Raw genomic sequence first — 26,302 nt, 5'->3', positions numbered from 1 at the left:
TTTCTTAGACGTTTTATTTCGAACAATCTTGCTCTAGTACACCAACTCGATTACGAGTTCTACTACGTGGCATTGCGCAGCTTGGGATCATCACTCAAGTACTCTACAAATTCGATTTCAAAGCCCGCAGGATCAACAAAGTAAACGTTTTTGCGATAAGGTTCTTCAGCTCCAGGTTTGGCAATAGGGAAACCCGCATCAATAAGACGCTCAATCACGCTCTCGATATTGTTGGTTACATAAGCAAAATGCGCGAGACCGACAGAATGCCCAGCCAAATCTCTGTTTTCTCCTTCGCCGTGATCGCTCAACGCAATGTATTGGTATTCATCACCAAAATGTAGCCAGTTACGTGGCTTGCCAGACCATTCGCCTTGCCCTTCATCACGCACATACCAGTGAGGGAAAGCTGCTTTATAGAAAGTCAGCATCTCTGGGATATCTTTAACCACTAAATTTACATGTTCAAGTTGGATCATTCTTCTCTCCTTAAAGTATTCTCTTAAGCAACGTTGCATATCCTAATACCTCAAGTTAAGTTGAGGTAAAGAACTAATTTACGTTTATTTTCGAGAACGTCTTTAGAGTCCAAATGGCTCTGCTTTGACTACATACAAACTGTAAGTTTAGACGACCTAATCCAATGTAACTCTCTTGCCTCGTATTATGTTCTTTGTACTTAATACCAGTGACTTTATGGGAGGTGTTCTCTCCAAACCACACCTCCCACAAAGTGAAGCGATGAAATGGATGTTGTATACAGGCCTCCCCTCAGTGATCGCAATGCAGAACCAAACCGTAGTTAATTGGAATACAAGCACTTAGCATTTTTTAGTCGACTGCGTAGCGGGAGTGATACATGGACAGCAGAATTACCATCAAAGAATTTCTCAGAGTGTTCGATTACCTTCGTTCAACGGGCGAACAGCTGGACAACAAATATCAAGTAGGCGAAATGACGGCTTGGCATGATTACGACGGTTACACCTGTTGGCTAAGCTACAGAGACGTTACGGTAACCCTGATGTTCCACGGTTCATTAAAAATCGAATACGACAAAGCGTCGAACTATGAAGACTTCATCAACCATTGTCTGGCTATGCTTGCTACAGAGCCTTCTCCGTAAGTACGAAAGGTCAACACGCCCTAGCAACTAATGGATAAAATCATGCACGAAACTGACTTTAAAACGCACTTACTGCGCAAACGAATCGCTTCTTTGTGGCTAAACGAATCGCTTCTTTGTGGCTAATACTCAGCCTTTCTTTTTTATGGTCTCAAGTATCTGTAGCAGGAATAGATATGATTGATTTTACACAAGCGAACGAACAGAAGAATTGGACAGCGACCAACGACAATGTGATGGGCGGCATCTCAACAGGCGGTCTTATTCATGATGGCGAGACGAGTCAATTTAAGGGCGAACTATCGTTAGAGAACAATGGTGGCTTCAGTTCAATCAATCGCTCTGTTAAAACACTAAGCTCTGAAACGGACAGCGTAGAGTTGACGTTTGTGGGTGATGATCGTACTTACCAATTAAGGTTCACAACGTGGATCGATGGAAACAGGACCAACTACAAGCACAACTTTGAGACAATTAAAGGTGAACAACTCAAGAAAATCTTCCGACTAAACGACTTTCAAGCGGTGTTTAGAGGTCGGTTACTCCACGAAGCTCCGGGGCTTAAAGCTCAAGACATTAAACAGATCGGCTTTTTGATTGCAGACAAACAGCCTCTGCCCTTCGAGCTAAACTTACTTCAGATTCAATTCAAAACCTCGCAAGAAACGGAGTAACGCTTTGTTGGAATAAGGTAAAGTCTGAATAAACCACAGACGAACAAAAGCCCCTGATATCTTACCGATTCGCGATAGATATCAGGGGCTTTCTATTCAAGCGTTCAAAAGATCAATGCTTCAAACCGTCAAAGATCTAAATCATTAACTATTAATATTTAATGGCTGTTTTACCAATCGAAGCGCTGCTTTCAATACGTTGGTGCGCATCTTTCAGAGTCTCAACATTAAAGCCATTCAACGTCGTCGTTAGTGTCGATTTAATGCGGCCTGCATCAATCAAGTTCGCAGCTTTGAATAAGATGTCTTGTTGCTTCTGGATATCGTCTGTGTTGAACAGTGAACGTGTAAACATCAGCTCCCACACAAAACCTACAGACTTACCTTGAAGCGCCGACAGATCAATTCCACCATCGAACTCCACAATCGAACTGATCATGCCTTGTGGTGCAATCAGCTCCACCATCGATTCCCAGTGCCCTTTGGTATCCGCAACATTAAAAATGTAATCGACATGCTGGATGCCTTGCTCGCGCACAGACTCAACCAAGTTACGGTGATTCACCACATGGTCTGCACCCATATCCCTTACCCACTGCTCGGTTTCAGGCCTTGAAGCCGTCGCAATGACAGTCAGGTTAGTCAGTTGGCTCGCCAATTGAATAGTGATTGAACCTACGCCACCAGCGCCACCAATGATCAGAATCGACTTTTGCTCTTCAGGACGAACACGTAGGCGATCGAACAACGCTTCCCACGCAGTGAGTGTCGCTAGCGGCATCACAGCAGCAGCTTCATCAGAAAGACTCTTTGGTGCTTTCGCCGCAATACGGTAATCAACGGCTTGGTATTCCGCGTTAGCTCCCATACGAGTGACGTCACCCGCGTAGTAAACACGGTCACCTAATTCAAAACCTTCAACGTCTGTACCTTTACCGACAACTTCACCGACTGCGTCATAGCCCAGCACTTTAGGCTGTTCGAGTGTTTTATCCTTAGCACTACGAATACGAATTTTTGCGTCAGCAGGGTTGATAGAAGTCGCGCTCACTTTTACCAGCAAGTCATTATTTTTTAGTTCTGGCAGACTCGTTTCAAACTCAAATAAACTGTCTTGCTCTGTAATCGCAAATGACTGAGTAAATCCAATAGCTTTCATTTTTGATGGTACTGACATTGTGCTTTCTCCTTGAATTAGACGAGTTAATCTTAGTCAATTCTCACTCTAGATAAACCGTCTAACATTTGAATGATTTTCAAATATATTTTGATAATTAAGCGTATAAAGTTAGCTTAGAAGAGGTAAATAAGGGTTAACCCGCTTTGTGATTAGCAAAGATTTCAATACAATGTTTAGAACATTATCAAACACAGGTAGATAAGATGCTTCTTGAAGACTTACAGGTCATTTTAAAAGTGGCGGAGTTTCGCAGCATCACCGCAGCAGCCACCAACCTAGACATGCGTACTGCTACCGCGAGTGCTGCCGTCAAACGAGTTGAAGCCGCACTAGGCGCTGAACTGTTTGTAAGAACCACTCGCCATTTAAGGCTCTCTTCAGCAGGCGAACGCTATTTACCTGAGTGTGAACAGGCCTTGAAAATATTAGAGCAAGCCAAGCTCAGCATGCGCGAAGAGCTTGGTATTCTCGATGGAGAAATCCGCATTGCGCTTTCATCGGATCTAGGCCGCAACCTCATCACACCTTGGTTAGATGAGTTCTTGCTTGAATACCCTAAAGCATCACTTAGAACGAGCATCAGTGACAGTAATATCGATTTTTACCGTGACTCCGTTGATATGGCGCTTCGCTATGGCTCCCCTACTGACGCCAACATGTATGGTTTCAAGATCTGCGATGTGCCGAGAATATTGTGTGCGGCTCCTGAATATTTGGCTGAAATGGGAACACCAAAACACCCGAGTGACTTAGCTCAACATAATGGTTTGCTTTATCAGCTGCATGATATGTTGCAAGACGAATGGGTGTTTAACGATGGTAAGCAGGATCACAAAGTGAAGCTGAAAGGGAATCGTGCATCGAACGATGCTGACCTTGTTAGACGTTGGTGTGTTGCCGGTAAAGGCGTGGCGATAAAGTCTTGTTTAGATATGTCGAAGCATTTGCTTTCGGGCGAAGTGGTTAAAGTTATGCCTGAATTTAAACCAACACCAACCGAGTTGTGGTTAGTCTGCCCTAGTCGTCAATCCATCACACCAACGGTTCGCTTATTAAGAGATTTATTCCGCGAGAAAACCGCAGAGATCCTTTCTCAATTGGGAGGCCAAGGTATTCTAGAAAATAAAGCATCATAGGATCTAATGCTGCTTAGAGATAAGATGTAGAGATACAAAAAAGGCGTTAGTGAACTTTGAAGCCACTAACGCCTTTCTTCATTTGAACATCACACTGTATTAATGGATGTATCTACATTAATACTAATACTTTAATACGAGTGCTTAGTTTGACTCTTCTTCAACATCGCAATCAGCACAGCACTGAAGAGCAATTTCATGTTCGAAGGTGATTGTATCTTGGCCTTCTTCTAGAAGTTCTGCAATTTCATCCGCGACTTCTTGCTCATCATCAGCTTCAATTCCGCTCGCTAACTCTTCTTCTGAATAACCGAAGAAATTCAGTAATAGATACTCGCGAGCTTCGTCTTTGGTACAAACCACATTTGCTGAAAGATCAGGCGTAACTTCACCTTCCGCAAGTGTCTTTGTCACTTGCTCTAGAGCAGTATCTTTCATCGCAGGCGTTAACCAACCAAGATCAGTACTTACTGTCGTTTTTTTACAGTCGAAGCAAGGCAGTTGGTGAAAGTAGTATTGAAAGGTCGTCATAGGTAATTTCTTCTTTAAGTGTTGTATAGCGAGATTATGCGCGTTTTATAGCAAAATACTATCTCAATCAACACCAAAAATTGATTCGCTCTGATTATTTTAACCGGATGCACAGCAAGCCATACTGACAACTTTAATCATCGGCTATTTGCTTAAATCGCCACACACATCGGCGTATTGGATATAGGGTCACGAAATACGCTCGCTTTGAGATCAAAAACATCATTCAGCAATGTCTCGGTCATCACCTCATCGGGGGTGCCTTCAGCCACTAAACCACCTCTTTCTAAAACGATCAAATGATCGCAGTAACGGCTCGCTTGGTTCAGATCATGGAGCACAACCACCACCGTTTTTCCCTTGTCATTCATCTGCTGCATCAAGTTCATTAATTCAACTTGGTGAGACATATCAAGATAAGTGGTCGGTTCATCCAACATCACGACATCTGTGTCTTGCGCTATTATCATCGCTATCCATGCTCTTTGACGCTGCCCACCCGACAGTGACTCAATCGGTTTATCAGCAAACTCAAGTACGCCGGTATCACGCATTGCTTGTTCGACAATAGCTTGGTCTTCTTGCCCTAACCTTCCCCAATGGGACACATAAGGAGAACGGCCATATTCAACCAGTTTTCTGACCGAAATGCCTTCAGGGCTGACCAATATTTGCGGCAGAAGCGACAACGAACGCGCGAGCACTTTATCGCCATAGCTCGACAACGGTTTGTCTTCAAATAACACTTCTCCTGTCACCGGCTTATTGATCCTGACTAACGTCTTTAACAAGGTAGATTTACCACATCCATTGGGTCCAATTAAGGCTGTGATTTTTCCCTTTGGGATGGACACCGAAAGGTTCGGTATGATCGTTTGTTTGCCGTACGCGACGGAAAGATTCTGCGTTTTTAGCATGGTTACCAACCTCGATAGCGATAGAGAAGAAAGATGAAATAAGGCGCGCCAATGACAGAAGTAAGTACCCCTGCAGGCAATTCAATCGGTGGTTGTAGACCTCTTGCCAAGCCGTCGGCACAAGTAACCAAAATCGCGCCCACCAGAGCAGACGCCGGGATTAACAACTTATGATTATGCCCAAACAACAAGCGCGCTAAGTGAGGTGCTAATAAACCCACAAAACTGATCGTTCCAGCCACTGAAACGCTGACGCTGGCAAGCAACACAGCGGCCAATAGCGCAAGAGCTTGTATCTGTTTTGGCTTAGTACCCAATGTGGTGGCACTTTCCTCACCAAGCCCCATCACATCCAATCGCCAAGCAAGCCAAAATGCCATTGGCAACAACAAGAGCAATGCTCCCCAAATAAAGGGAACTTGCTGCCAATTTCGCCCCCAAAGGCTGCCAGTTAGCCATACCATCGCAGTGTTGATCTCGATGGGGTTAGTGACAAGCAAGAAGTCGATGCAACTCGCCAGAAACGCACTCACTGCAATACCAATCAAGGCCAACTTGGCGGGTGTTGGCCTTGACCACCATGCCAATAGCGCAATCAGCCCAGCAGCCAATACCCCACCGAACATCGCCACCACAGGCAGTACGCTAACTGCCGCATTAGGGAACCACACTAAACTCGCAGTCGCAGCAAGCCCTGCCCCGGCGCTAATGCCCATAAGATCAGGCGATGCTAACGGGTTACGTATCACACCTTGCACTAATACGCCAGATAGCCCCAACCCTGCGCCCACGCTTATCGCGAGTAACATACGTGGTAGCCGATACTGATGGATAACAAAGTCGTCACTGGAAAAGGCGACCAAATGTTCGATGACTTGAGGAATAGAAAGTGACGCTGCACCGACAAACAAGCCCGCAGATGCCACTAATATGAGAACCCCTGATAACAAAACTATCTTAGTGTGATGGTGCATTAAGATCTCCTCGTCGCAATCAAAATAAAACAAGGTGTCCCAAGTAGGGCTGTAATAACACCAACGGGCGTTTCAGTCGGGAAAGCAATCGATCGTGACAACGCATCTGACCAAGACACTAATGCTGCACCTGCCATTGCGGAGATAGGAATCAGTAGATGGTAATTGTGCCCAACCATGGGCCGAACCAAATGAGGAATCAACAATCCTACAAAACCAATGGGACCAGCGATAGCGACACTGGCACCCGCAAGCAACACGATAGCCAATCCACTCATGAGGCGAGTAAGCCGGATATTACTGCCCAACCCCACAGCCACTTCTTCACCAAGCGCCAATAAGTTGAGGTTACGAGCAAGGCTAACAGCCAACACCAAACCAATCACTACTGGCGGCCAAAGCTGTTGCCACTGTCCCTCATCCACGCTAGACAATGAACCGGTAAGCCAATGCAGCACGCTATAAGCCATATCATCAGCTAGAATCAACGCTGCTCGAGTTAACCCAATCAATAAAGCAGTAATGGCGATACCCGCTAAAACCAAACGTAACGGATGAGAACGTTCGGAGAAGAAGCCACCGAGAAGCATCACAGCGCCACCGCCTAGCAATGCACCAAGAACGGCATTAAGGATCGGGTTTAAATCACTCACCACAGGTATGCCTATCGCAGCTAAAGCCATAAAACAGGCTGCGCCAGCGTTAATACCTAGAATTGATGGAGACGCAAGTGGGTTACGTGTTAATCCCTGCATCAACAGTCCGGCGACGGCTAAGCTTGCACCAATCAATAACCCAGCGTGAGCCCTCGGAGCTCTTAGTGTCGCCAATATTTGATGAGTCATATTGCTCTCATCAAACGCAAACCAATAGTGAACTAAGTCACTCAATGTTAGGGAGAAATTCGACCAACCTAGCATAGAGGCCACGTAACCAGACATCGCCAAACACGACACTAAAGCCGTAAATAACGTGACTCGCCACGACACTAATACCGTAAGCCACGACACTATAAGCGAACGTCGCTTACCTCTAGAGAGCAACATCGAACTCATGAACGATCCAAGATCTGCTCTAGATTTTTCGCCATTTGTTCTGCGGCCAACATGCCTCGATTCAATGACCATAGTGCTGGTGACACTTCCACCACTTGTTGATTCTTCGCGGATGTTAATACATTAAACAGTGGGTTTTTCTGCCAATCATCAACGATATTTGGATCTGAGTAAGCACCAAGGAGCAACCAGTCAGGATTTGTTTTCAACAACAACTCAAAGCTGGTTGGTAAGTACGCCTTGTCTGTCGGATCCACTATTGGGCTAGCAATACCTAATGTGGTGAGTACACCTCCGGCATAAGAAGCAGGGCTATGTAGCCACATTCCTTTTTCCGACACAACAGCAAATTGGACAGTTTGTTTAAGCGAGAAATGACTTTTAAATTCCACCATAGCTTGTTGATGTTGGTGAATTCTTTGTTCCATTGCCGATTGCTTGTCGAGGGCGATACCGACCTTAAGCGCAGATTCCAAGTTCTCTTGATAAGTCTCTCCACGGCTTTTGAGCAGCAGAGTTGGTGCGATTCGCTGTAGATCTTGATAAACCGTACGATGACGCTCTGCATCGGCAATGATCAGGTCGGGCTTTAATACCGCAATGGCTTCTAGACTAGGCTGCGAACGCATCCCGACCGATTCCCATGGTTGCACTAATTCACGCACCGCCGGAATCACTCGCGAAGTATCATTGTCATCGGCAACACCAACCGGAGACACGCCTACCGCAGCTAACGCATCGACAAATGAGAACTCCAACACCACAACGCGTTGCGGGGTAGTCGCTATCTCAAACTGACCTTGCTCATCTTGAATGATCCTCGTTTTTGCTGAACTGGAGAATGAGAACAAGCTTAAAGCCAACAAAGCTAAGGTTATCGCTATCCTGCTGAATAAAAAATGCCTTTTGAATGACAGCAGTCCGTTCGGCAGCAGCCATTGATTCGAAAATAAAAGTCGAGAACTGTTTTCCATATTTACTTTTCCTTAAACACTAGAACCGTGAAAGTCGCCAATAATATTGGCGACTTATATTCGTTATTATTTTTAATCAATTACCGATTAGAACTGATAGTTCAGATCCAAAGTGTATGAACGCCCTGGCGCTGGATAGCGGCCAACCGGACTGGTATCAATACCGCGGAAGTAGTAGTCCTCAGCAAACAAATTGTTCACTGCAACATTCATGCGTAACTTACTGTTTTCATCTTTATACAAGTCTGAGCCTAGGTTTAAGTTCCATACCATGTAAGCAGGTACTTTGCCTTTCGCACCCGATGCATCTTCAGCACTGGTATTGGCATTGTCAGAATAAGACTCACTGAAATAGTAACCAGATAAGGTCGTATCTACCTTGCTAAAGGCGTAAGTCGCATCCCAGCTAAGTTGATGCTCCGATGTGTAAGGAAGTTGCTTACCTTTGTTTGCACCTTCTGCCTCTATCGTCGCATCCAAATAGTTATAACCCGCGCCTAAACTCAGAGCTTGCATAGCCTGCGGAACATAACGACCTGAGAGCTCAATACCTTGATGAAGCGTTTTACCAATATTATCAAAGGTCTGTGTTCCGCTTTGCCATTGGAGTTGGTCTTCAAAATCAATGCGGTAGAGCGCAACATTAAAGCTAGTTGAATCTTGATTGTAACGAGCACCCAACTCGTAGTTCCATGCTAGCTCACTGCCCTCTTCACCCTTGCCTCGGATGTAAGCGATTTGTGGTGCGCGCAAAGATTTCTGCGCATTGGTGTACCCAACCCATTGCTCAGTTAAATGGTATGCCACGGTTAAGCCCGGTAACCACTCGGTCACTTTGTTGTCTGTACTCTGTGCTTTACCTAAATCATTAAAGGTCATATCAATCGATTCGTAACGAATACCCGGAGTAACCTTTAGCACGTCGTTAAACAGGCCAACTTCATTGCTGATGTAACCTGCGAAAGCATCGGTCTTCAAGTTCCAATCACGTGGCACTTTTGTTACTCCGCCAGTAATTGGCGTTTGCGTTAGCTTGTAATCGATATCTTCATTTACATAGCGAGCACCCACAATCAAGTTTTGCGTCACCGTATTACCGTCAAAGTACATCGCTAACTTAGGTTCCACACCATAAACAGCGAATTCACGTGGTGAGGTACGAATATCTGTTGATGGTAATGCTGGATCCGCCCAGTGACCGCCTGCGCTATTAAAGCCCCATTGGAAGAAACGCTCAGAGTGGTGACCAAATGTTAGCACTTCCAATTCTGCGCCATCCGCAATATTCAAATCATGCAAATACTTCAGGCTCCAACGCGTTGATGTGCCTTTGTATTCGTCATATGGTCGCTTCGATTGAGTACGATCTTGCTGGTAATCTTTTGGCGACAAAGCGCCCGGCATTTGGGTATCTGCATCGTAACGCTGAACGAATGCTTGTAGCTCCTGGGTATCGCTGAGTAACCATTGCAACTTCGCTTGGAAGTTTTTTACATCTGTATCTGAATGATCGCGGAAACTTTCACCTTTTAGGAAGTTACCTTCCACTTGAAGTGCCAGCGTATCGGTTAACCAACCACCCGTGCGTAGGTAAAAGTCATTAAGCGGTGTATTACCATCTTCAAATACCGTAAAGCGATTACTGATTTCCGTTTGCCATTGGTGTGGAATAGGCTTAGTCACCAAGTTGATCACACCACCCACGTTGTTTGGCCCATACTGCACAGCCGCACCACCACGTACGATATCAATTCGGTCAAGCATAGATAGCGTTGCTGGGAAAATAGATTGTCCGGTATGACCATAAGGCGCAAGAGTCAGTGGTACACCATCCATTAGAAATTGAGCATGACCACTGCGGCTCGCTTTCAAGCCGCGCACCGAGATGTTAGGCAATACACCCGTGCCCGTTTCGTCTTGAACCTTAATGCCCGGTACACTTTGAAATGCTGAATCAATAGAGAGTGCGCCAGTCTTTTTAATTTGTTCGTTAGTTAGAACGGTACGCGCTCCCGGATACTCTTTCACATCTTCTAATTCTGAATTACCGATCAAGCTGCCCGTCACGACAACCGTTTCCATGGTCGTCGTTTGCGGATCAGACGCAGCGAATGCACTCATGGAAGTCACTGAAGCGATGGCTGTTGCAAGTACGGTCAAGCGCAGTTTATGTTGCGCGTGGGGTTTACCATCCAAATTCTGGTAAGGCATGAAAATCTCCTAAGTAGGCAAATTAGGGTCAAAGGCTGTGCTTTTAAGTTATACCAACGCTTTGACCCATGGGGCTAAACGACCTCAAAATGAGGCCAACTGTTCACTCACTCGTAGCGAACAAATCAATAGTTTTTTCAGTTGAAATAGCTTTTAGAAATAAACTAAATCTTCGAGCAGAACTTGCTTTTAGAACTGATAGCCGTAGCTGAGCATGAATTCAGCTGGCGCTCCGTAACCAATCTGGTTAGTACCCGACTTACCACTGGTTGCCCCGAGAATGTATTTCTCGCCAAGTACGTTATAAGCGTTCGCTTGAACTTTGTGACGACCCGTGGTGTACGCAGCCATCAAATCAACAGTAGTGTAATCGCCTAATGCGACGGCTTCATTGTTGCCTGCGTAGCGGTCGCCTACGTATTTCACACCACCGCCCAAACGCCAGTTTTCGTATAATTGGTAAGTACTCCAGAGTGAGAACAGATGATCAGACACATCATTCGGCTTTTTACCTGTATCTTTATCTTCTGCATCTAAGTAGCTATAACCAACTGAAATATCCCACAACTCTGTAATCTGACCGCGAGCTTCCAGTTCAATACCTTGGTGACGTGCTTCAATCTTATTGATAACGTCGCCATTAATATTGGTTTGTGGTTGTTCTTGATCAATTTGGAAAATAGCGGCATTGAGCATCAAAGCGTTATCGAGTAAGTAAGCTTTCGCACCCACTTCTTTTAGATCGGTATGGAAGAATTCAGCCAGTTTAGGGTTGATATAAATACCGGAGTAAGGCAATTGCCACGAACGAGCTAAGCTTGCGTATACCGACATATCGTTGTTGATACGATAGACCAAGCCACCACGGTAGCTCACTTTGTTATCATCTAGCTTCTCTTGGGCTTTCCCGGCTTTTTGCTGCTCAAGTTCCATAGAGTCATAGCGCACGTTACCTATCACCGATAAATCACCCAAGGTGTAAACATCTTGAAGGTAGATACCCGTCGTCGTCGTTGTGTTATCACGGAAAGGCTTGAAACCCGGATCAGGCGTTGCTCCTACGACGGGATTATAGATGTGTTTCGGAGGTAAGGTTTTATCGCTTGCTAGCGTTAAATCGATATTGATCTGGTTATAATCCGCACCAATCATCATTTGGTTAGAATCGGTTTCCCACACTAACTCGGATTGCATCGTCGTTGTGGTTCGAGGGTCATAACCGAAATTGTTCACGGTTTGAGAGACTTTATCTCCCGTCACAGTGCCTTGACGCGTGCCCTTTTGCTCAAGTTCGATATGATTGTATGCCGCTCGATTTGTCCATACCCACTCGCTATTCAAGCGCCACTCATAATTAATGCCAACACGCAGGCTATCGGACTCTTGATAATCGTTAGTGCCACCGTAGAAAGAACTCTCAGAGACATCGACAGGTTTGCCATTTTTGGATGGAACACCACGATATGGCACCAGCTCTTGGTGTGCATATTCGACATCTAAGTCAACGGTATGCCCTTCAGCTGGCAGCACTCGAATGGTTGGTGCAATAAAGAAATCATTAGAATCGACATGGTTTACATACGAATCAGCCTGTCGGTGTTCCAGGTTAATACGTCCATTGACCTTATCTGAAAACGCCATTGAGCTATCCACCTGCCCTACAAATTGGTTGTTACTGCCAACACTGCCGTTTACATTGGTAAAATTGTCGCCATTCGCTCGTTTGGTAACTAAGTTAATGATGCCGCCAGCAGAGCCCCTACCATACAGAGCACCTGCAGGGCCTTTTACCACTTCAACACGCTCAATATTGGATAGGCTTCGATACGACTGTAAAGTTCCATCATCACGCATGCCATCACGATACATGTCATTCAGTGCATCAAAGCCACGAATTACAAATTGGTCTCGACTACCTTCACCTAAAGTATTATTAACACCAGCAACACCATCAAGAGCATCCACTAAACGGACCGCACCACGGTCTTCCATCTCTGTTTTAGTGACCACTGAAACGGCTTGTGGGACATCGAGCCATTCGACATCCGTTTTGGTACCCGATTGCGGCATGTGCTCCGCGTAGCCTTCGTACTGATGACCAATAACTTGCACGGTTTCATCCACCGTTACTTCTTCTGAAGCCATTGCATTCGACACGGTAGCCACTGTGGTTAATGCACCTCCAATTGCCAAAGCGAGGGGGGTGAAAGCCAATCTAACGTTCATATTCTAATTCCGGTTTAGTTTATAAATCACAATGGACGCGAATAAGAACAAATATCATTTATATTTGCAATATATATTTTACCGCCTACCCCTCCAGCACGATATGCAACATTGCTATTTACAAAATAATCAATAAAAACAAAATCATAAAAAGAACAAGCCTCTTAAGACATTGGATAATGTCGTATAAAAGTAGGTAAAAACGAGGTTCGACGGTTGGGAATACTCAGAAAAAGGACTTTTCGATAGGGAGAAAGACAGCAAATAAATAAAGGTTTGAGCCAGGTAACGGATGGGATTAATACCCTTTAGCACGGCGTGCCTATTAACTGGTCATACCTCAAAATAATGTTCAATAATTCAAGTCGACATCACTTAATGGCTAGCAAATATCGAAGTCTTAGATATGTTCATATATGCTTATAAACGGAAGCTTATTTTTATAAGCATTCATACAGATCATGAATAATAACAAAGGACTGTTTTATGCCATTGACATTAGATCAAGCTGCTCAGCTAATGAATCGAAATTTAGAACAATTTTTACATCGTTGTCCGCTTTCCATTAGTAGTGCTGGCCAATCAAAAGGAGCACTTACCTTTTATTTATATAGCCTCGGAGATACGGCGCTTGGTATCAATCAAGGTGTTCAAATGCCAGAGATGCGTTTGCGCTTATCTAAAACGGCGCTATCAAGTAGCGCTAAAGCTCTTCAATGCATCCACATACCGGTATCTCAGTTTGAACAACTTAAGCCTGAGTCCATTTCTAAAGTCACCCACTATGATTCTGCAAACTTCCTTGTTACCACTCAATTAACAGGTTGTACGTTTGCTATCCGACCGGGGAAAGGAGGCGGGCTTGAGTTTTTGCATGTTCAGCCAAATAGGGACTTTGATGGAGCAAAAATACAGCAAGCGATAAAAAAGGAGTTTCAAGTGTCTTTCGGTAAAGGGAATGGCTCTAACGGTACTACTTATGGGAATAATACCCGGGTTACTGTTTTAGGGGAGAGGAAAAATGGCTTGTGGAAAGTTTATGCACAGTATCAAGACGGCAACGGAAATGTAACTGGAGTTGATTGTATCTACAAAGAACCAAGCTCAGTAGCCTATGTTGACTGACAAACATGATTAGCAAAGAAGGCATGCCATACTCTCGTCTTTTAGCGTTCTCGCAGAAACGGGGAATTCAACTAACGAGCATTCCCCTCAAAACGACATAACTTACGACATCGTCATAGCGCGTATCACCCTCGAGTGATGCGGGCTTCGATACAAGATGACTCTAAGGCTACATTAGTAGCCTTTTTTCTCCTTCGATAACGAATAGAGAAGACAGGTAACAAGCAGATCTACTACAACTCATCCCGAACAAGAAAATAAAAAAAGCGAGCCACTTGGGCTCGCTTTTCATTATCTGATTTTCTTAAACTCTATTACAGAAGTTCTACCGACTGTTGAGCAATCACGAACTCTTCGTTCGTTGGAATAACCATTGCTACTGCGTCTAACATCTCTGATTTAGCGATGATACCTTCTGCGCCAAAGCGAGCGGCTTCATTGCCTGCAACGTCTTCAACAAAACCAAGAATCTTAAGGTTGCTTAGGATCTCACGGCGAATTGGTAGAGAGTTCTCACCGATACCACCAGTGAAGATGATGCCGTCTAAAGAGTCTAGCGTTGCAAGGTAAGAAGCAACGTATTTAGCAACGCGGTAAGTAAACACCTCGAAAGCAAGCTTAGCGCCTTCGTGGCCCTCTTCCATCGCTTCTAGGATGCCACGAGCATCGCTCGTAAGACCAGACACGCCAAGGAAGCCAGACTCCTTGTTTAGAGAATTAAAGACTTGCTCTTGTGACCAACCTTTTTTAAGTAGGTATTCGATGATACCTGGATCTAAATCACCACAACGTGTGCCCATCATAAGGCCAGAAAGCGGTGTGAAGCCCATTGACGTATCAACACTGTTACCGTCTTTGATAGCACATACAGATGCACCGTTACCTAGGTGAACAGAGATGAAGCTAGCTTGTTCAACTGGCTTGTTGACCATTTTCGCAGCTTCACGGCTAACGAAGTAGTGGCTCGTACCGTGGAAACCGTAACGACGAACACCGAAGTCTGTGTATAGTTCTTTTGCGATTGCACCAGTAAATGCACGTTGTGGCATTGTTTGGTGGAAAGCCGTATCAAATACAGCAAATTGAGGTAAAGAAGGGAAAGCTTCAATCGCAGCGCGGATACCAATAGCACCTGCAGGGTTATGAAGTGGAGCTAGGTCAGATAGGCTCTCAATCTCACTCGTTACTTCTTCAGTAATACGAACCGTTTGAGTGAACTTCTCGCCGCCGTGAACGATACGGTGCCCGATAGCCACTATATCAGCAGTGAAGCCTAGATCTTCCATCAATCCAACCAGTTTGCCAATGGCAATTTTGTGGTGGTTATCTTCACCTTGAATGGCAATTTCAGTTTTCTGACCTTGATACTTCCAGCTCATACGAGCATCTTCAAGACCAAAACACTCCCCTAAGCCACTCAATACGGCTTCACCAGAAACAGAATCAATAACAGCAAATTTTAGGGATGAACTACCCGAGTTAATAACCAGAACAAACGAATTAGACATTGGATATGGATCCTGTTTCAGTACGAATTGGATGAAGTGTTTACTTCAATTTTAGTTAAGCCCATTATTCAATAATTTTTGAATCTTTCAACTTTTGTTTTACAAAAAGCACCAAATGAACACAATTAAGTTGATCTGAGTCATTAGTTCATTTATTTCGAGAGCGAAATTAAAAAATAGTTGAATATGACAGTTGGTCAATAAACGAAGTAAAGGACTGCTCACACTAGGGCGTGTTGACCTTTCGAGGTTAAATTTTGTTCGAGATAAAAGCGTTTTAATCGCGGCGAGGGGGAAGTAGCCTAGTCATTCTAAGCAAATCTCCCTCAACAAAGAGTAAAACGCTTTTAGCCGAACCCTTCGGGCAGCGTTTGCTGGTCATTTCTACTACGTTATCGGCTTCTCATGTAGACTAGCTACACATCAAAGCCTCCGCCTTGTATAAATACCCAGCAACTCGCTGCAAAAACCAGCTCGAAAGATCAACACGCCCTAATTTCTACTCGATTAAGTTAACTAGAGTGAATCGAACCAATGCACGTAATCCGCCTAGCCCCTTCCCTTTTGTCTGCTTATCATTACCGATTACTTTTTGCTCGATTTCTCAATTGCTCAATGTTTGCATCAAAAAGATCACAAGAGTTGGGAATAGTGAACGACGAAATCCGATCTTCTTTTAATTGCATTCGAGTACAACTCTACGAATAAATGAACTGTAACGTCGCTTAGATAGCCTTCACTCATTGTTTTAGTATCTTGTAGCACGTTATTTCAATGTAGACTTAGAACGCGATACAGCTAAGTTTAGGCGCTAACATTAGATATAGGGACGACGTTTAGTTGAAGTAAGCTGCCGAATATATAGAACTAACCAAAGCTTAAGTTCAAATAGCAGGCACAAAAAAGCCGAGCATTATGCTCTAATGCCGTTCGGATAAGCATTATTGCTTGAACCTGAACGGATATTTGGCTGGGACAAAGAGGACTGAACGTGGAAACGTTCGGTCTTTTCTTTTATCTGGAAGAATGAAGTGACTCAAACTGTCTCTCATCCTTTTCAGTTTTACAGGTAGAGTTCCGTCTGGACTTAAAGCTAACCAACGTAATTGCGCATCAATAAGGTTAATTGCGGCGGTAAAACTGACCCTAGTCGCTCGAACCCCGGCTTCTGAAGCTATCTTAACCATCTCTAATCGCACTAAGTTATAGGCAAGTAATACGCCCCACAGCTCTTGCTTCACACCGGCAGAAAAACGACTTCGTAAAGTGACGTGACTTTGCAGTTGAGTCTGTTTAATTTCACCATAACCTTCTTCTATCTCCCAGCGTTGCCAATAAATACGCAGCAGGCTTTCTAGCGAGTATCTACTAGGGTCTGTAAGTGAAGTAATAAAACCTTTTATCTCACCTTTTGGCTCTTGATATAGGACTAATCTGGCTTCCCAACGTGCGGGTAAATTCGGATTCTGCCGTTGAGCTTGAGGAGAGATGGGCACTGAGATGAGCATGTCGTTCTCCGCATATTTCTCCAACACTTCATAGCGTAGCTTACGCTTTGCAGGCATTAACCAGTGAGCATTTTCCGCACTCTCTTGCCACGACAACAAGAGGTCTGCCGAGAAATAACAACGATCAAATAAGGTCAATGAATGTGCGGGGATATCATTGAATAGGCGCTTAGCTAAGGTCGTTTCACCGACATGACAGCCATCAAAAGCCGCCCCCATAATCATTCGAGTTTCTGTTGACATCAAAGCGACTAAACGAAGTTGAGGGTAAGGTTTCAATTTTTTAGAGATGAACCCAAATTCTTCAGCGTTCTCTGGGGAATCTGGCACCTAAATGTTGTCCCATCCACAGCAAGAACATTAAGCTCTAAGTCTTTGTCTTGTTGAAGGATATCTCCGTTCCAAGCCTTTACCGTTGTGTGAAACAGAGCCGCTAACGGACTCTCATCTAGACGTCGGCGTGAATCAGTTAGGACACTGGGTGCAACACGAGACCAGCTATCTTCAGGTTTAGGCTGAAGTGCAATGTCTAATGAACTGCACACCTCTTTGATAGACATGTTGCGTTGCAGCCCCATCCAAATAACTAACCAGACAGCTTGCTGAGCGGGAAGCCGACGTCGTCTTATGCTCGCTTTATTAGTTTCAAGAAGAGCTTGTTCTATCCACTCAATCTGAATGGCGTCGACAACAGATTCATAATTATCGGCATCTTCAATGGTCTCATGTGCCATTGCTAATTCTTGTTCAAGCATAAAAAAATCCCCATCAACGTTGTTGATGGGGATTATCTGCTAACTGCAAGATCGTTCAAGTCTTCTTAAACGATCGGCATTAGAGCATTATGCTCGGCTTTTAAATTCACTGTTTAAGCTATTCACCTATAAGCACTTGGCTTGTAAGTTCCACTTAAACTAAAGGTTGATTAACCTTCGTTGCGCTCTGGACGACGACCGCGGTTGCCGCCATTGCCTGCTGCGTTGCCATGGCCACGTTCGCCACGGTGGTTACCACGGTGATCGCCACCACGGTTACGGTCAAAGCGACGTTCGCCATCACGACCACCAGCAGAGTTACCATCACGTGCGCCGTCACGGTTGCCACGGTAGCCACCACGACCGCCATTGCCACCTTCACGGTTACCACCTTCGCGATTACCGCCTTCACGGTTACCACGGTAGCCGCCACCATCACGACCGCCACGACCGCCGCCACGGTTGCCATCACGACCGCCGCCGCCACGACGAGGCTCACGGAAGTCATTGAAATCAACAACTACAGCGCCAGCTTCTTTTTGACGAATGCGAAGTTTGCTTAGCTTACCAGCAGTTTCAGAGTTCATTGCTTTTGGCAGTTGAACGTAAGTAGAACCTTGGTCTAGCTTGATAGCACCGATAGAACCTTTAGTTAGGCCTAGTTCGTTTGCTAGTGCGCCAACGATGTCTTTAACCTGAACGCCTTGCTCACGGCCAACTTGTAGTTGGTATGTATCCCAATCTTGAGTATTGAAGTTACGACCACCACCGTCACGGCCATTGTCACGATCTTCACGACGCTCTTTGCGACGGTTCTTATCACGCTCAATAGCAGCGATCATTGGGTCTTCGCCAACGTAGAATAGAGGGCTCTTACCTTGCTGACGCTTAAGAAGCATTGCAGCTAGAGTAGCAGCATCAACTTCTAGAGATTCTTGTAGTGTAGAGATTAAACCTGCGAAGTTTTCTAGAGCTTTGCTCTCTTTCTCAGTTTCAAGCTCAGCACCAAGCTTAGCAACACGTGCAGCAGCAACTTCGTCACGTTGTGGAAGTTGGATTTCTTCCATTTGAGACTTAGTTACACGCTCGATAGTGCGAAGCATACGAATTTGGTTAGTACGAACTAGTAGGATCGCTTTACCTTTACGTCCAGCACGGCCAGTACGACCAATACGGTGGATGTAAGATTCAACATCAAATGGGATGTCGTAGTTGAATACGTGAGTGATACGTGGAACATCAAGACCACGTGCTACAACGTCAGTTGCAACTAGGATATCGATAACACCTTGTTTGATGTGATCAACAGTGCGCTCACGTAGAGACTGAGGAATATCACCGTGCAGTGCAGCAGCTTTGAAGCCACGTGCAGATAGCCAATCAGCTAGACGCTCAGTGTCTTGACGAGTACGTACGAATACGATTGACGCGTCAGTTTCTTCAGTTTCAAGAAGACGAGACATTGCTTCGTCTTTTTCTACGCCTTTAACAACCCAGTAGTTCTGCGCTACTTTGTCAACTGTGTGGTTAGTACCAGCAACATCAACTTTAGCCGGGTTACGTAGGTAACGGTCAACAATAGTTTTAACCATTGGAGGCATAGTCGCAGAGAAAAGTACACGTTGTGCAGATTCTGGAGCTTGCTCTAGGATCCAAGTAACGTCATCTACGAAACCCATTTTTAGCATTTCATCTGCTTCATCAAGAACAAATGTGTGCGCTTCATCTAGGTGTAGACGGTCACGAGTTAGTAAGTCTTTAACACGACCTGGAGTACCAACAACAATGTGAGCACCGCGGCTTAGAGCGCGCATTTGGTCAACAATTGAAGCGCCGCCGTAGATTTCAAGAACTTTAAGACCTTTGATATCACGGCCTAGGTTTTTGATTTCCGCAGCAACTTGAATCGCTAGCTCACGAGTAGGAGCCATGATGATTGCTTGTGGTTTATGTTGGTTCAGGTTGATTTTGTTAAGTAAAGGCAGAGAGAATGCTGCTGTTTTACCAGTACCAGTCTGTGCTTTACCTAGTGCGTCACGGCCTTCAAGAAGAAGAGGAATAGCTGCTGCTTGGATTGGAGTCGGAGAAACGAAACCCATGCTATCAAGAGCTGAAAGAATGTTTTCGTTTAGGGCTAATTCATTAAATTGAATTACAGATTCGGACATTGGGATCCCACTATATATAAGTAAACAAAAGGTCCCGGGAGCTCTATCAATTCCAATACTGATCCAATCAGATACTGATTCCATTCAGAGTTACGAAGCAGTAATAAAACACTTCAAGCCATTAGGGACGTCTAAGGGAGGCGGATTATTCCTTAAATGCATAAAAAAAGCCAGAAAAAATTGAAATACATCACATATTTTTCGGTTTTACATCAACACTGGCTATCATATCGTCAAAACTTGATGAATATCTCGTCACAGCACCAAACTTCTAGCAAATTGACCTAGTTAAATAAGAGGGCAATTAATTTACGCTCACTTCGCCTTTAAGTAGTAATCAAGCCTCGCAATGATTATAGTGTGCTCAATTGTCCTCGATAGATAAAAGTCAAATGTTTCAAGATAATCCTCTACTCGCTCAACTCAAACAGCAAATCCAAGAAACCCTCCCTAAAAAGGAAGGTACGATCAAAGCCACTGAAAAAGGGTTTGGTTTTCTCGAAGTCGATAGCAAAACTAGCTTCTTCATCCCACCGCCGTACATGAAAAAATGTGTGCACGGTGACAAGGTGATTGCCATCATTCGCACAGAGAAAGAGCGCGAAGTTGCAGAGCCAGAGGAGTTGATTGAACAGGGTCTTACTCGCTTTATTGCACGAGTTAAGCTTTTCAAAGGTCGATTGAACGTTGTTCCAGATCACCCGCAACTGAAAAAACTGCAGCTTAAAGCGAAAGCACAGAAGGGTTTGAACCCTGAAACGCTTAAAGAAGGCGACTGGGTTGTTGCTCATATCGTTCAACACCCGTTAAAAGGTGACAACGGCTTCTTAGCTCAGATCTCTGAGAAAATCACAGACGCTGATGACAAAATCGCGCCTTGGTGGGTAACGCTAGCGCAAAATGACCTACCAAACAGCGAACCTGAAGGCATCGACGACTGGCAGATCAAAGACGACGCTGATCTTGAACGTGTAGACATGACTCACGTCCCTTTTGTGACTATCGATGGCGAAAGCACAAAAGATATGGACGATGCGCTTTACGCTAAGAAGAAAGAGAACGGTGATTTCGAACTGACTATCGCAATTGCTGATCCTACCGCTTACATCTCTCCAGATGATGAAATGGATAAAGTGGCTCGCGAGCGTGGTTTCACTATTTACCTGCCTGGTCGTAACATCCCAATGTTGCCTCGCGATCTAGCTGACAACTTATGTTCACTCATAGAGAACGAAGTTCGCCCGGCACTTTGCTGCACAGTAACGGTATCTAAAGATGGTGTTATCGGTGATGACATTAACTTCTTCGCTGCAAACATAAAATCTCACGCTCGTCTTGCTTACGACCACGTATCAGACTGGCTAGAAACAGGTGCATCAGAGAAATGGCAACCGTCAGAAGAGATTGCTGCAATTGTTTCTGATCTTCACCAATTCGCACAAGCGCGTTCAGCATGGCGCTCAGCCAATGCTGTTGTGTTCCCAGATCGTCCTGACTACCGCTTTGAACTTAGCGAAGACAACGATGTTGTCGCTATCCACGCGGACATGCGTCGTAGCGCAAACAAGTTGGTTGAAGAGTCTATGATCAGCGCGAACATCTGTGCAGGTCGAGTATTAAAAGAAAGCTTTAACCAAGGTGTCTTTAACTGTCACTCTGGTTTTAAAGCTGAGAAATTAACAGACGTTCTGGAGCTGGTTAACCCAGAAGCAGAGACGCCGTTTACAGAAGAGCAGATCGTTTCTCTGGAAGGTTTTGCTACTCTGCGTCGTTGGTTAGGTTCTTTAGACAACAGCTACTACGACAACCGTATTCGTAAATTCCAAGCATACAGCGAGATCAGCAATGAACCTGCGCCGCACTACGCAATGGGATTAGACATTTACGCAACTTGGACTTCTCCAATTCGTAAATACGGTGACATGATTAACCACCGCATGCTTAAAGCACACATCCTAGGTAAAGCGCCAATTCAAACACCAGACGAAACCATTGGTGATGAACTTGCCCTGCACCGCCGTCACCACGGTATGGCTGAACGTAACGTTGGCGATTGGTTGTATGCTCGTACTCTAGCGAACGCTCCAGTTGAAGAAACTCGTTTCCAAGCAGAGATTTTCGATATTAACCGCGCAGGTATGCGTGTACGCCTACTTGACAATGGTGCAGCGGCGTTTATCCCTGGCTCTCTCATTCTTGATAATAAAGAGAGAATAGAGTGCAACGGTGATATGGGTACTGTATCTATCGATAAAGAAATGGTATACAAACTGGGAGACGTTTTAGAAGTAGTTCTCTCAGAAGTTAATCAGGAAAACCGTAACTTGGTAGCAAAACCTACACAAGTTTTTGCGGACTTGCCTAGCGGGCCTGAAACGACAAATGAAACCGAAGCCTAATTTCTGATAGGTTTACTTCTAAAGGCGCTAATTATTAGCGCCTTTTTTGTAAATGTCTCATGCTTAAACAATACTAAAAAAAGCAATTAATCTACAACGCCAAAGAAGCTCACTATGCCATCAATCACGGTCACTCAATTCAGAAACTTTATTCCCAGGAAACGCGAACGCTACCCCGCCTCTAAAAACGGTATCTTTATGGTATCGAAAGGAAGCATATCTTTTATGCTGCCCAATGGCACCCAAGCCTCGTTAAAAGCGGGAGATTTCACGCTTTACAATTCTGGTCAGATTAAAGACATCACGGTCGACACTGAAAATGGTGAGTTTAGTGCGATTTGCTTAGATTTTGATTTGGCAATTTTCCAAAAGTTCATAAATCAGTTCAGTGATTTAGAATCCACTCAAACTCCAGATAAGTACATTAAGTTCAATCAAACGGATACCGAAATCTGCCAATTGAAAGAGCTCATCATGTCCCTGGCCAATTCATCGACTCAGAATGATTACGCACTCACCCAGCTAGGCTTAGGTTTGCTGTCTTTAATGGTTGAGCAGTATCCGGAACTATTAACGATTATTAGCCGAATTTCTAGATTGACGGTGACACAAAAGGTCATTCATTACATTGAACAGAATATAGAAAATAATATCTCACTCGATACCCTAGCCAGCTATATGGGGATGTCACCAGCCACACTTAAACGCCGTTTATCGGCGGAAGACCTTTCGTTTTCAAACCTCTTGAAGATAAAGCGAATCGCCCACGCAGCCACACAGCTCAGAACATCGAACAAATCGATTACTCAAATTGCTTATGAATCCGGATTTAAAAGTGCGGCGCATTTTAGTACCGCCTTTAAAACCTATCACGGCAAAACACCAAAAGATTTCCGGTCTTTGGTTTCACAATCTTATTAATACCAATCGTAGTAAATCACTGATCACTTACTCACTGTGATTGGTATAACTACGCAATCTTATTGGCATAATTTGAAGTGACATCCATCATTTATAGTGATGCGGATAGTTTTAGTAACATAGATCGTTTTACTGACGCAGATAAGCTTTATTAACGTAGACTGTTTTTAGTGACTCAGATAGGTTGTAATGTGGTGAGTTAAAAAAAGTTGTTCGTTTTAGGTATCAAGCCCCTCGCAAACATCTCAACAGAATAATCACGACCAGAAGTACGATTTAGGGTCTTTTTCTATTTCAGACAAAATAGCATCAAGATCCTTCGATTGAGGTAAGTAAGGATAAGGCCCCCAATTTACTGAATCGGTTTTTACATCACCTTCTAGCGGCACCATTACCAACCAACATGACAGTGACTCATCAAAACTAACGCAGGCGATCTCATTTGTGTAATCGCTATGAGATGAGTCGAGCAGATAATGAGCCTGAGAAAACAGCACACCACCCTCACACTCTTCATAAAGGGACTTGCCTAGCTCGACAGGTAAACTGCGATTTCGAGATGTACAGAGCTTCTCAGCTCCAATTAAAAGACGATTCAGTTCGATATGAATGACGGACATAACACCTCTTGTAACTTCATAGAAACTTCTAAGTAGTGAATTCCTTTGTTTAGCTTAGGACTCAACCAACATTTTAGCGAACTAGCGCAAACAAAATACCCGTCCTGCTCCCAGAAACGAATCCTGCTTTTGTAAACCTAACTCGCTTTCACTCATCAAGCTAATAGCGACACATTGAGCGGATAGAATTTCACAAAATTGTCATATAACCGACCTATCATAGCCGGCAAATGTTATTAACTAGGAGTTGTTTATGTTACGAGTCGCGCTTGCCTCTCTTTTATCCTTAGCCCTGTCTTCTCACGCTGCTTTTGCACAAGAAACCAATATTTCGGGCTCCACTTCGGTATCACGTGTGATGGATGTATTGGCTGAGGAGTACAACAAGACTCACCCTGATAACTATATTGCGGTTCAAGGCATCGGTTCTACAGCGGGTATTACCATGGTCAATAAAGGTGTCGCTGATATTGGTATGAGCTCACGTTACTTAACTGACCGCGAACAGGGCGAAAAATTGAAGGTATTTCCAATTGCCTTTGACGGCCTAGCCGTCGTGACTAACCGTTCAAACGGTGTAAGCAACGTTACACGTGAACAGCTATTCGATATCTACAAAGGAAAAATCACAAACTGGAAAGCCATAGGTGGTGCGGATCAACCTATCGCAGTTGTAACTCGTGAAGCTTCTTCTGGTTCACGTTACAGCTTCGAGAGCTTACTTGGTTTGACAAAAATCATTAACGACCGTCTAGTGTCTGACATCAACCCAAATAACTTGGTTGTAAACAGCAACAGCATGGTAAAAACGATTGTTAACCATAACCCACATGCGATTGGATTCATCTCTGTTGGCTCTATCGACCGTTCGATCAAAGCAATCACATTTGAAGGCGTTGAGCCGACATCTAAGAACATCGCCAACCACAGTTATGAATTGGCTCGCCCATTCTTATTGCTGCACAAAACTGAATCAGTTTCTGACGAGAGCAAAGATTTCATTAAGTTCGTGAAGTCAAAACAAGGGCAAGATCTTATCGAAGAGTACGGTTACACGCGCATCAAGTAACTATAAACGCATTAAGTAGCTACAAACGCATTAAGTAACTACAAACGCATTAAATAACTACACACGTATCAAGTAAGATAACGACTTTTGTGATGTTGTTAGGATGCTGATGATATCGCCTTGATAGACAAAAACAAAAAGAGAGAGCCTTAAGCTCTCTCTTTTTTGAATCTATAAGCTTCGCTAAAAGCAATTCTACTTATAAAAAAGCTCTAGAAGTGAAGTTGAATCACCGAAACAATCACAGCACCAGGACGACGGATGCCTTCGATTTCTACACGGATTTCGCGTTCAATCTCTAGGCCTTTCTTAATTGGCGTTACTTTTGTTAGCGTACTTTTAGCGCGAACGTTACTGCCCGATTTTACAGGGTATGGGAAACGTACTTGGTTAAGACCAATGTTTACAACCATCTTCGCCGTTGGGAATTGAGATTTGTCAGGATCAACACTGTCTGTCAGTCGAGGAAGCAGAGACAAAGTCAGAAAACCATGTGCAATGGTTGTTTTGAACGGAGAATCTGTTTCAGCCTTAGAAGGCTCTGTATGAATCCACTGCATATCTTCAGTAACGAGGCCAAACTGGTTGATTCTGTCTTGGCTTACATTGATCCAATCACCAGTATGGATCACTTCACCGATCTGCTGTTCAAGCTCATCAAATACAAGTTGTGCTTCTGGCTTAAGTACGATCTGTGGTTCAACAGGCATCTCTGGCGCATCTTCATTGACAGCAGGTTTGTGGTGATCACGAACCCACGCAAAGAAATGACTATTTTGCGTGCGATTCAGAAAGTCTCCCCAGTAATCTCTAAGAGCTGGAGACATCCATTGCATAAACTCTGAGTGTTGCGAAGACACGCTGTCGCCTCGGTGTTTAAATAAATCAATGACTTTCATAAGAACCTCAATGCACAAAATATTTCAATATAACTTGGTAATTTTGAAACACTTCACACTATTGTGCAAATACTTTCGAGCATACAAGTGTTAGCCGAACACTTATATATCCAACAAAAACAACAACCTAAGAATAAAACACCATTTTATTGGAGAGCTTTAATTGGAGTATTAACTCTACCTTATAATAAACATTTCATTATATAAACAGATTCTTTATTCACAAGTGGAATAAAAAAGGCTTAGCACAATGCTAAGCCTTCGTTTTTACAAGAAATTAATTACCAAGGAGAAACCTTGTAAAGGGCTCATCCTACAAGACACTA

General features: G+C 44.2%; 20 protein-coding genes and 1 pseudogene. 7 read left to right on the top strand and 14 right to left on the bottom strand.

Features of this window, described 5'->3' with window-relative positions:
* Window positions 1–62: 62 nt before the first annotated feature.
* Window positions 63–479 (bottom strand): VOC family protein, encoded by a 417-nt coding sequence (locus MED222_RS20785; RefSeq protein WP_009844811.1) that lies wholly within the window; start codon window positions 477–479, stop codon window positions 63–65.
* 380 nt (window positions 480–859) lie between these two features.
* Here MED222_RS20785 and MED222_RS20790 point away from each other — a divergent pair, with 380 nt between their 5' ends.
* On the top strand, window positions 860–1,126 hold the full coding sequence (locus MED222_RS20790) for a DUF3081 domain-containing protein (RefSeq protein ID WP_009844810.1): 267 nt from the start codon (window positions 860–862) through the stop codon (window positions 1,124–1,126).
* A gap of 176 nt (window positions 1,127–1,302) precedes the next feature.
* Window positions 1,303–1,800 (top strand): CIA30 family protein, encoded by a 498-nt coding sequence (locus MED222_RS20795; RefSeq protein ID WP_009844809.1) that lies wholly within the window; start codon window positions 1,303–1,305, stop codon window positions 1,798–1,800.
* 151 nt (window positions 1,801–1,951) lie between these two features.
* On the opposite strand, the gene MED222_RS20800 is transcribed toward MED222_RS20795, so the two are convergent.
* The gene (locus tag MED222_RS20800) at window positions 1,952–2,977 is read right to left on the bottom strand and encodes a zinc-binding alcohol dehydrogenase family protein (protein ID WP_009844808.1); all 1,026 of its coding nucleotides are present in this window, start codon (window positions 2,975–2,977) and stop codon (window positions 1,952–1,954) included.
* A 206-nt stretch (window positions 2,978–3,183) separates the two neighbouring features.
* Between MED222_RS20800 and MED222_RS20805 the strand changes: the two genes are divergently transcribed.
* On the top strand, window positions 3,184–4,116 hold the full coding sequence (locus MED222_RS20805) for a LysR family transcriptional regulator (RefSeq protein ID WP_009844807.1): 933 nt from the start codon (window positions 3,184–3,186) through the stop codon (window positions 4,114–4,116).
* 144 nt (window positions 4,117–4,260) lie between these two features.
* Here MED222_RS20805 and MED222_RS20810 read toward each other — a convergent pair whose 3' ends face one another.
* From MED222_RS20810 to MED222_RS20835, 7 genes are all read right to left on the bottom strand, one after another.
* Entirely contained in the window at window positions 4,261–4,647 is a 387-nt protein-coding gene (locus MED222_RS20810; RefSeq protein WP_009844806.1) for a hypothetical protein, read from the bottom strand.
* A 152-nt stretch (window positions 4,648–4,799) separates the two neighbouring features.
* Window positions 4,800–5,564 (bottom strand): Fe(3+) dicitrate ABC transporter ATP-binding protein FecE, encoded by a 765-nt coding sequence (fecE, locus tag MED222_RS21165; RefSeq protein WP_020477206.1) that lies wholly within the window; start codon window positions 5,562–5,564, stop codon window positions 4,800–4,802.
* 2 nt (window positions 5,565–5,566) lie between these two features.
* Entirely contained in the window at window positions 5,567–6,538 is a 972-nt protein-coding gene (locus tag MED222_RS20815; protein WP_009844804.1) for an iron chelate uptake ABC transporter family permease subunit, read from the bottom strand.
* The gene (locus MED222_RS20820; protein ID WP_032554997.1) at window positions 6,538–7,593 is read right to left on the bottom strand and encodes a FecCD family ABC transporter permease; all 1,056 of its coding nucleotides are present in this window, start codon (window positions 7,591–7,593) and stop codon (window positions 6,538–6,540) included. Before MED222_RS20820 ends, MED222_RS20815 begins: the two co-directional genes overlap by 1 nt.
* On the bottom strand, window positions 7,590–8,567 hold the full coding sequence (locus tag MED222_RS20825; protein WP_009844802.1) for a Fe(3+) dicitrate ABC transporter substrate-binding protein: 978 nt from the start codon (window positions 8,565–8,567) through the stop codon (window positions 7,590–7,592). The genes MED222_RS20820 and MED222_RS20825 overlap by 4 nt, the downstream gene beginning before the upstream one ends.
* An 87-nt stretch (window positions 8,568–8,654) precedes the next feature.
* A complete protein-coding gene (locus MED222_RS20830) occupies window positions 8,655–10,778 on the bottom strand; it encodes a TonB-dependent receptor family protein (protein WP_009844801.1) in 2,124 nt (707 codons plus the stop codon).
* A gap of 189 nt (window positions 10,779–10,967) precedes the next feature.
* Complete coding sequence (locus MED222_RS20835; RefSeq protein WP_009844800.1) at window positions 10,968–13,004, bottom strand: TonB-dependent receptor; 2,037 nt, start codon at window positions 13,002–13,004, stop codon at window positions 10,968–10,970.
* A 486-nt stretch (window positions 13,005–13,490) separates the two neighbouring features.
* On the opposite strand from MED222_RS20835, the gene MED222_RS20840 reads away from it, so the two are divergent.
* A complete protein-coding gene (locus MED222_RS20840) occupies window positions 13,491–14,129 on the top strand; it encodes a hypothetical protein (protein ID WP_009844799.1) in 639 nt (212 codons plus the stop codon).
* A 314-nt stretch (window positions 14,130–14,443) separates the two neighbouring features.
* On the opposite strand, the gene MED222_RS20845 is transcribed toward MED222_RS20840, so the two are convergent.
* The 3 genes and pseudogenes from MED222_RS20845 to MED222_RS20850 all read right to left on the bottom strand — a co-directional run bounded on the left by MED222_RS20845 (window position 14,444) and on the right by MED222_RS20850 (window position 20,152).
* Window positions 14,444–15,637 carry an acetate/propionate family kinase gene (locus MED222_RS20845; RefSeq protein WP_009844798.1) on the bottom strand — a complete coding sequence of 398 codons (1,194 nt, stop codon included), beginning with the start codon at window positions 15,635–15,637 and terminating at the stop codon, window positions 14,444–14,446.
* A gap of 941 nt (window positions 15,638–16,578) precedes the next feature.
* Window positions 16,579–17,900 (bottom strand): annotated as a pseudogene (locus MED222_RS21160) (IS4-like element ISVbsp1 family transposase).
* A gap of 170 nt (window positions 17,901–18,070) precedes the next feature.
* Window positions 18,071–20,152: a DEAD/DEAH box helicase gene (locus MED222_RS20850; RefSeq protein WP_032554996.1), complete on the bottom strand. Its 2,082-nt coding sequence runs from the start codon at window positions 20,150–20,152 to the stop codon at window positions 18,071–18,073.
* A 308-nt stretch (window positions 20,153–20,460) separates the two neighbouring features.
* Between MED222_RS20850 and rnb the strand changes: the two genes are divergently transcribed.
* Both rnb and MED222_RS20860 read left to right on the top strand, forming a co-directional pair.
* Entirely contained in the window at window positions 20,461–22,467 is a 2,007-nt protein-coding gene (gene rnb / locus MED222_RS20855) for an exoribonuclease II (RefSeq protein ID WP_009844794.1), read from the top strand.
* A 114-nt stretch (window positions 22,468–22,581) separates the two neighbouring features.
* Window positions 22,582–23,388, top strand: a complete 807-nt coding sequence (locus MED222_RS20860; RefSeq protein ID WP_009844793.1) for a helix-turn-helix domain-containing protein — start codon at window positions 22,582–22,584, stop codon at window positions 23,386–23,388.
* 257 nt (window positions 23,389–23,645) lie between these two features.
* On the opposite strand, the gene MED222_RS20865 is transcribed toward MED222_RS20860, so the two are convergent.
* The gene (locus MED222_RS20865; protein ID WP_009844792.1) at window positions 23,646–24,008 is read right to left on the bottom strand and encodes a DUF3024 domain-containing protein; all 363 of its coding nucleotides are present in this window, start codon (window positions 24,006–24,008) and stop codon (window positions 23,646–23,648) included.
* Between the two features lie 253 nt (window positions 24,009–24,261).
* On the opposite strand from MED222_RS20865, the gene MED222_RS20870 reads away from it, so the two are divergent.
* Entirely contained in the window at window positions 24,262–25,077 is an 816-nt protein-coding gene (locus MED222_RS20870) for a phosphate ABC transporter substrate-binding protein (protein WP_009844791.1), read from the top strand.
* Window positions 25,078–25,289: 212 nt separating this feature from the next.
* Here the strand turns inward: MED222_RS20870 and MED222_RS20875 are convergent, their stop codons facing one another.
* Entirely contained in the window at window positions 25,290–25,976 is a 687-nt protein-coding gene (locus MED222_RS20875) for a MaoC family dehydratase (RefSeq protein WP_009844790.1), read from the bottom strand.
* Between the last annotated feature and the right edge of the window lie 326 nt (window positions 25,977–26,302).

Origin of the sequence: Vibrio sp. MED222 (genome assembly GCF_000153005.1) — a bacterium.
Lineage (GTDB): Bacteria > Pseudomonadota > Gammaproteobacteria > Enterobacterales > Vibrionaceae > Vibrio > Vibrio tasmaniensis_A.
Note: the sequence above shows the minus strand (reverse complement) of the source record. Positions and strands in the feature narration are given on the sequence as shown.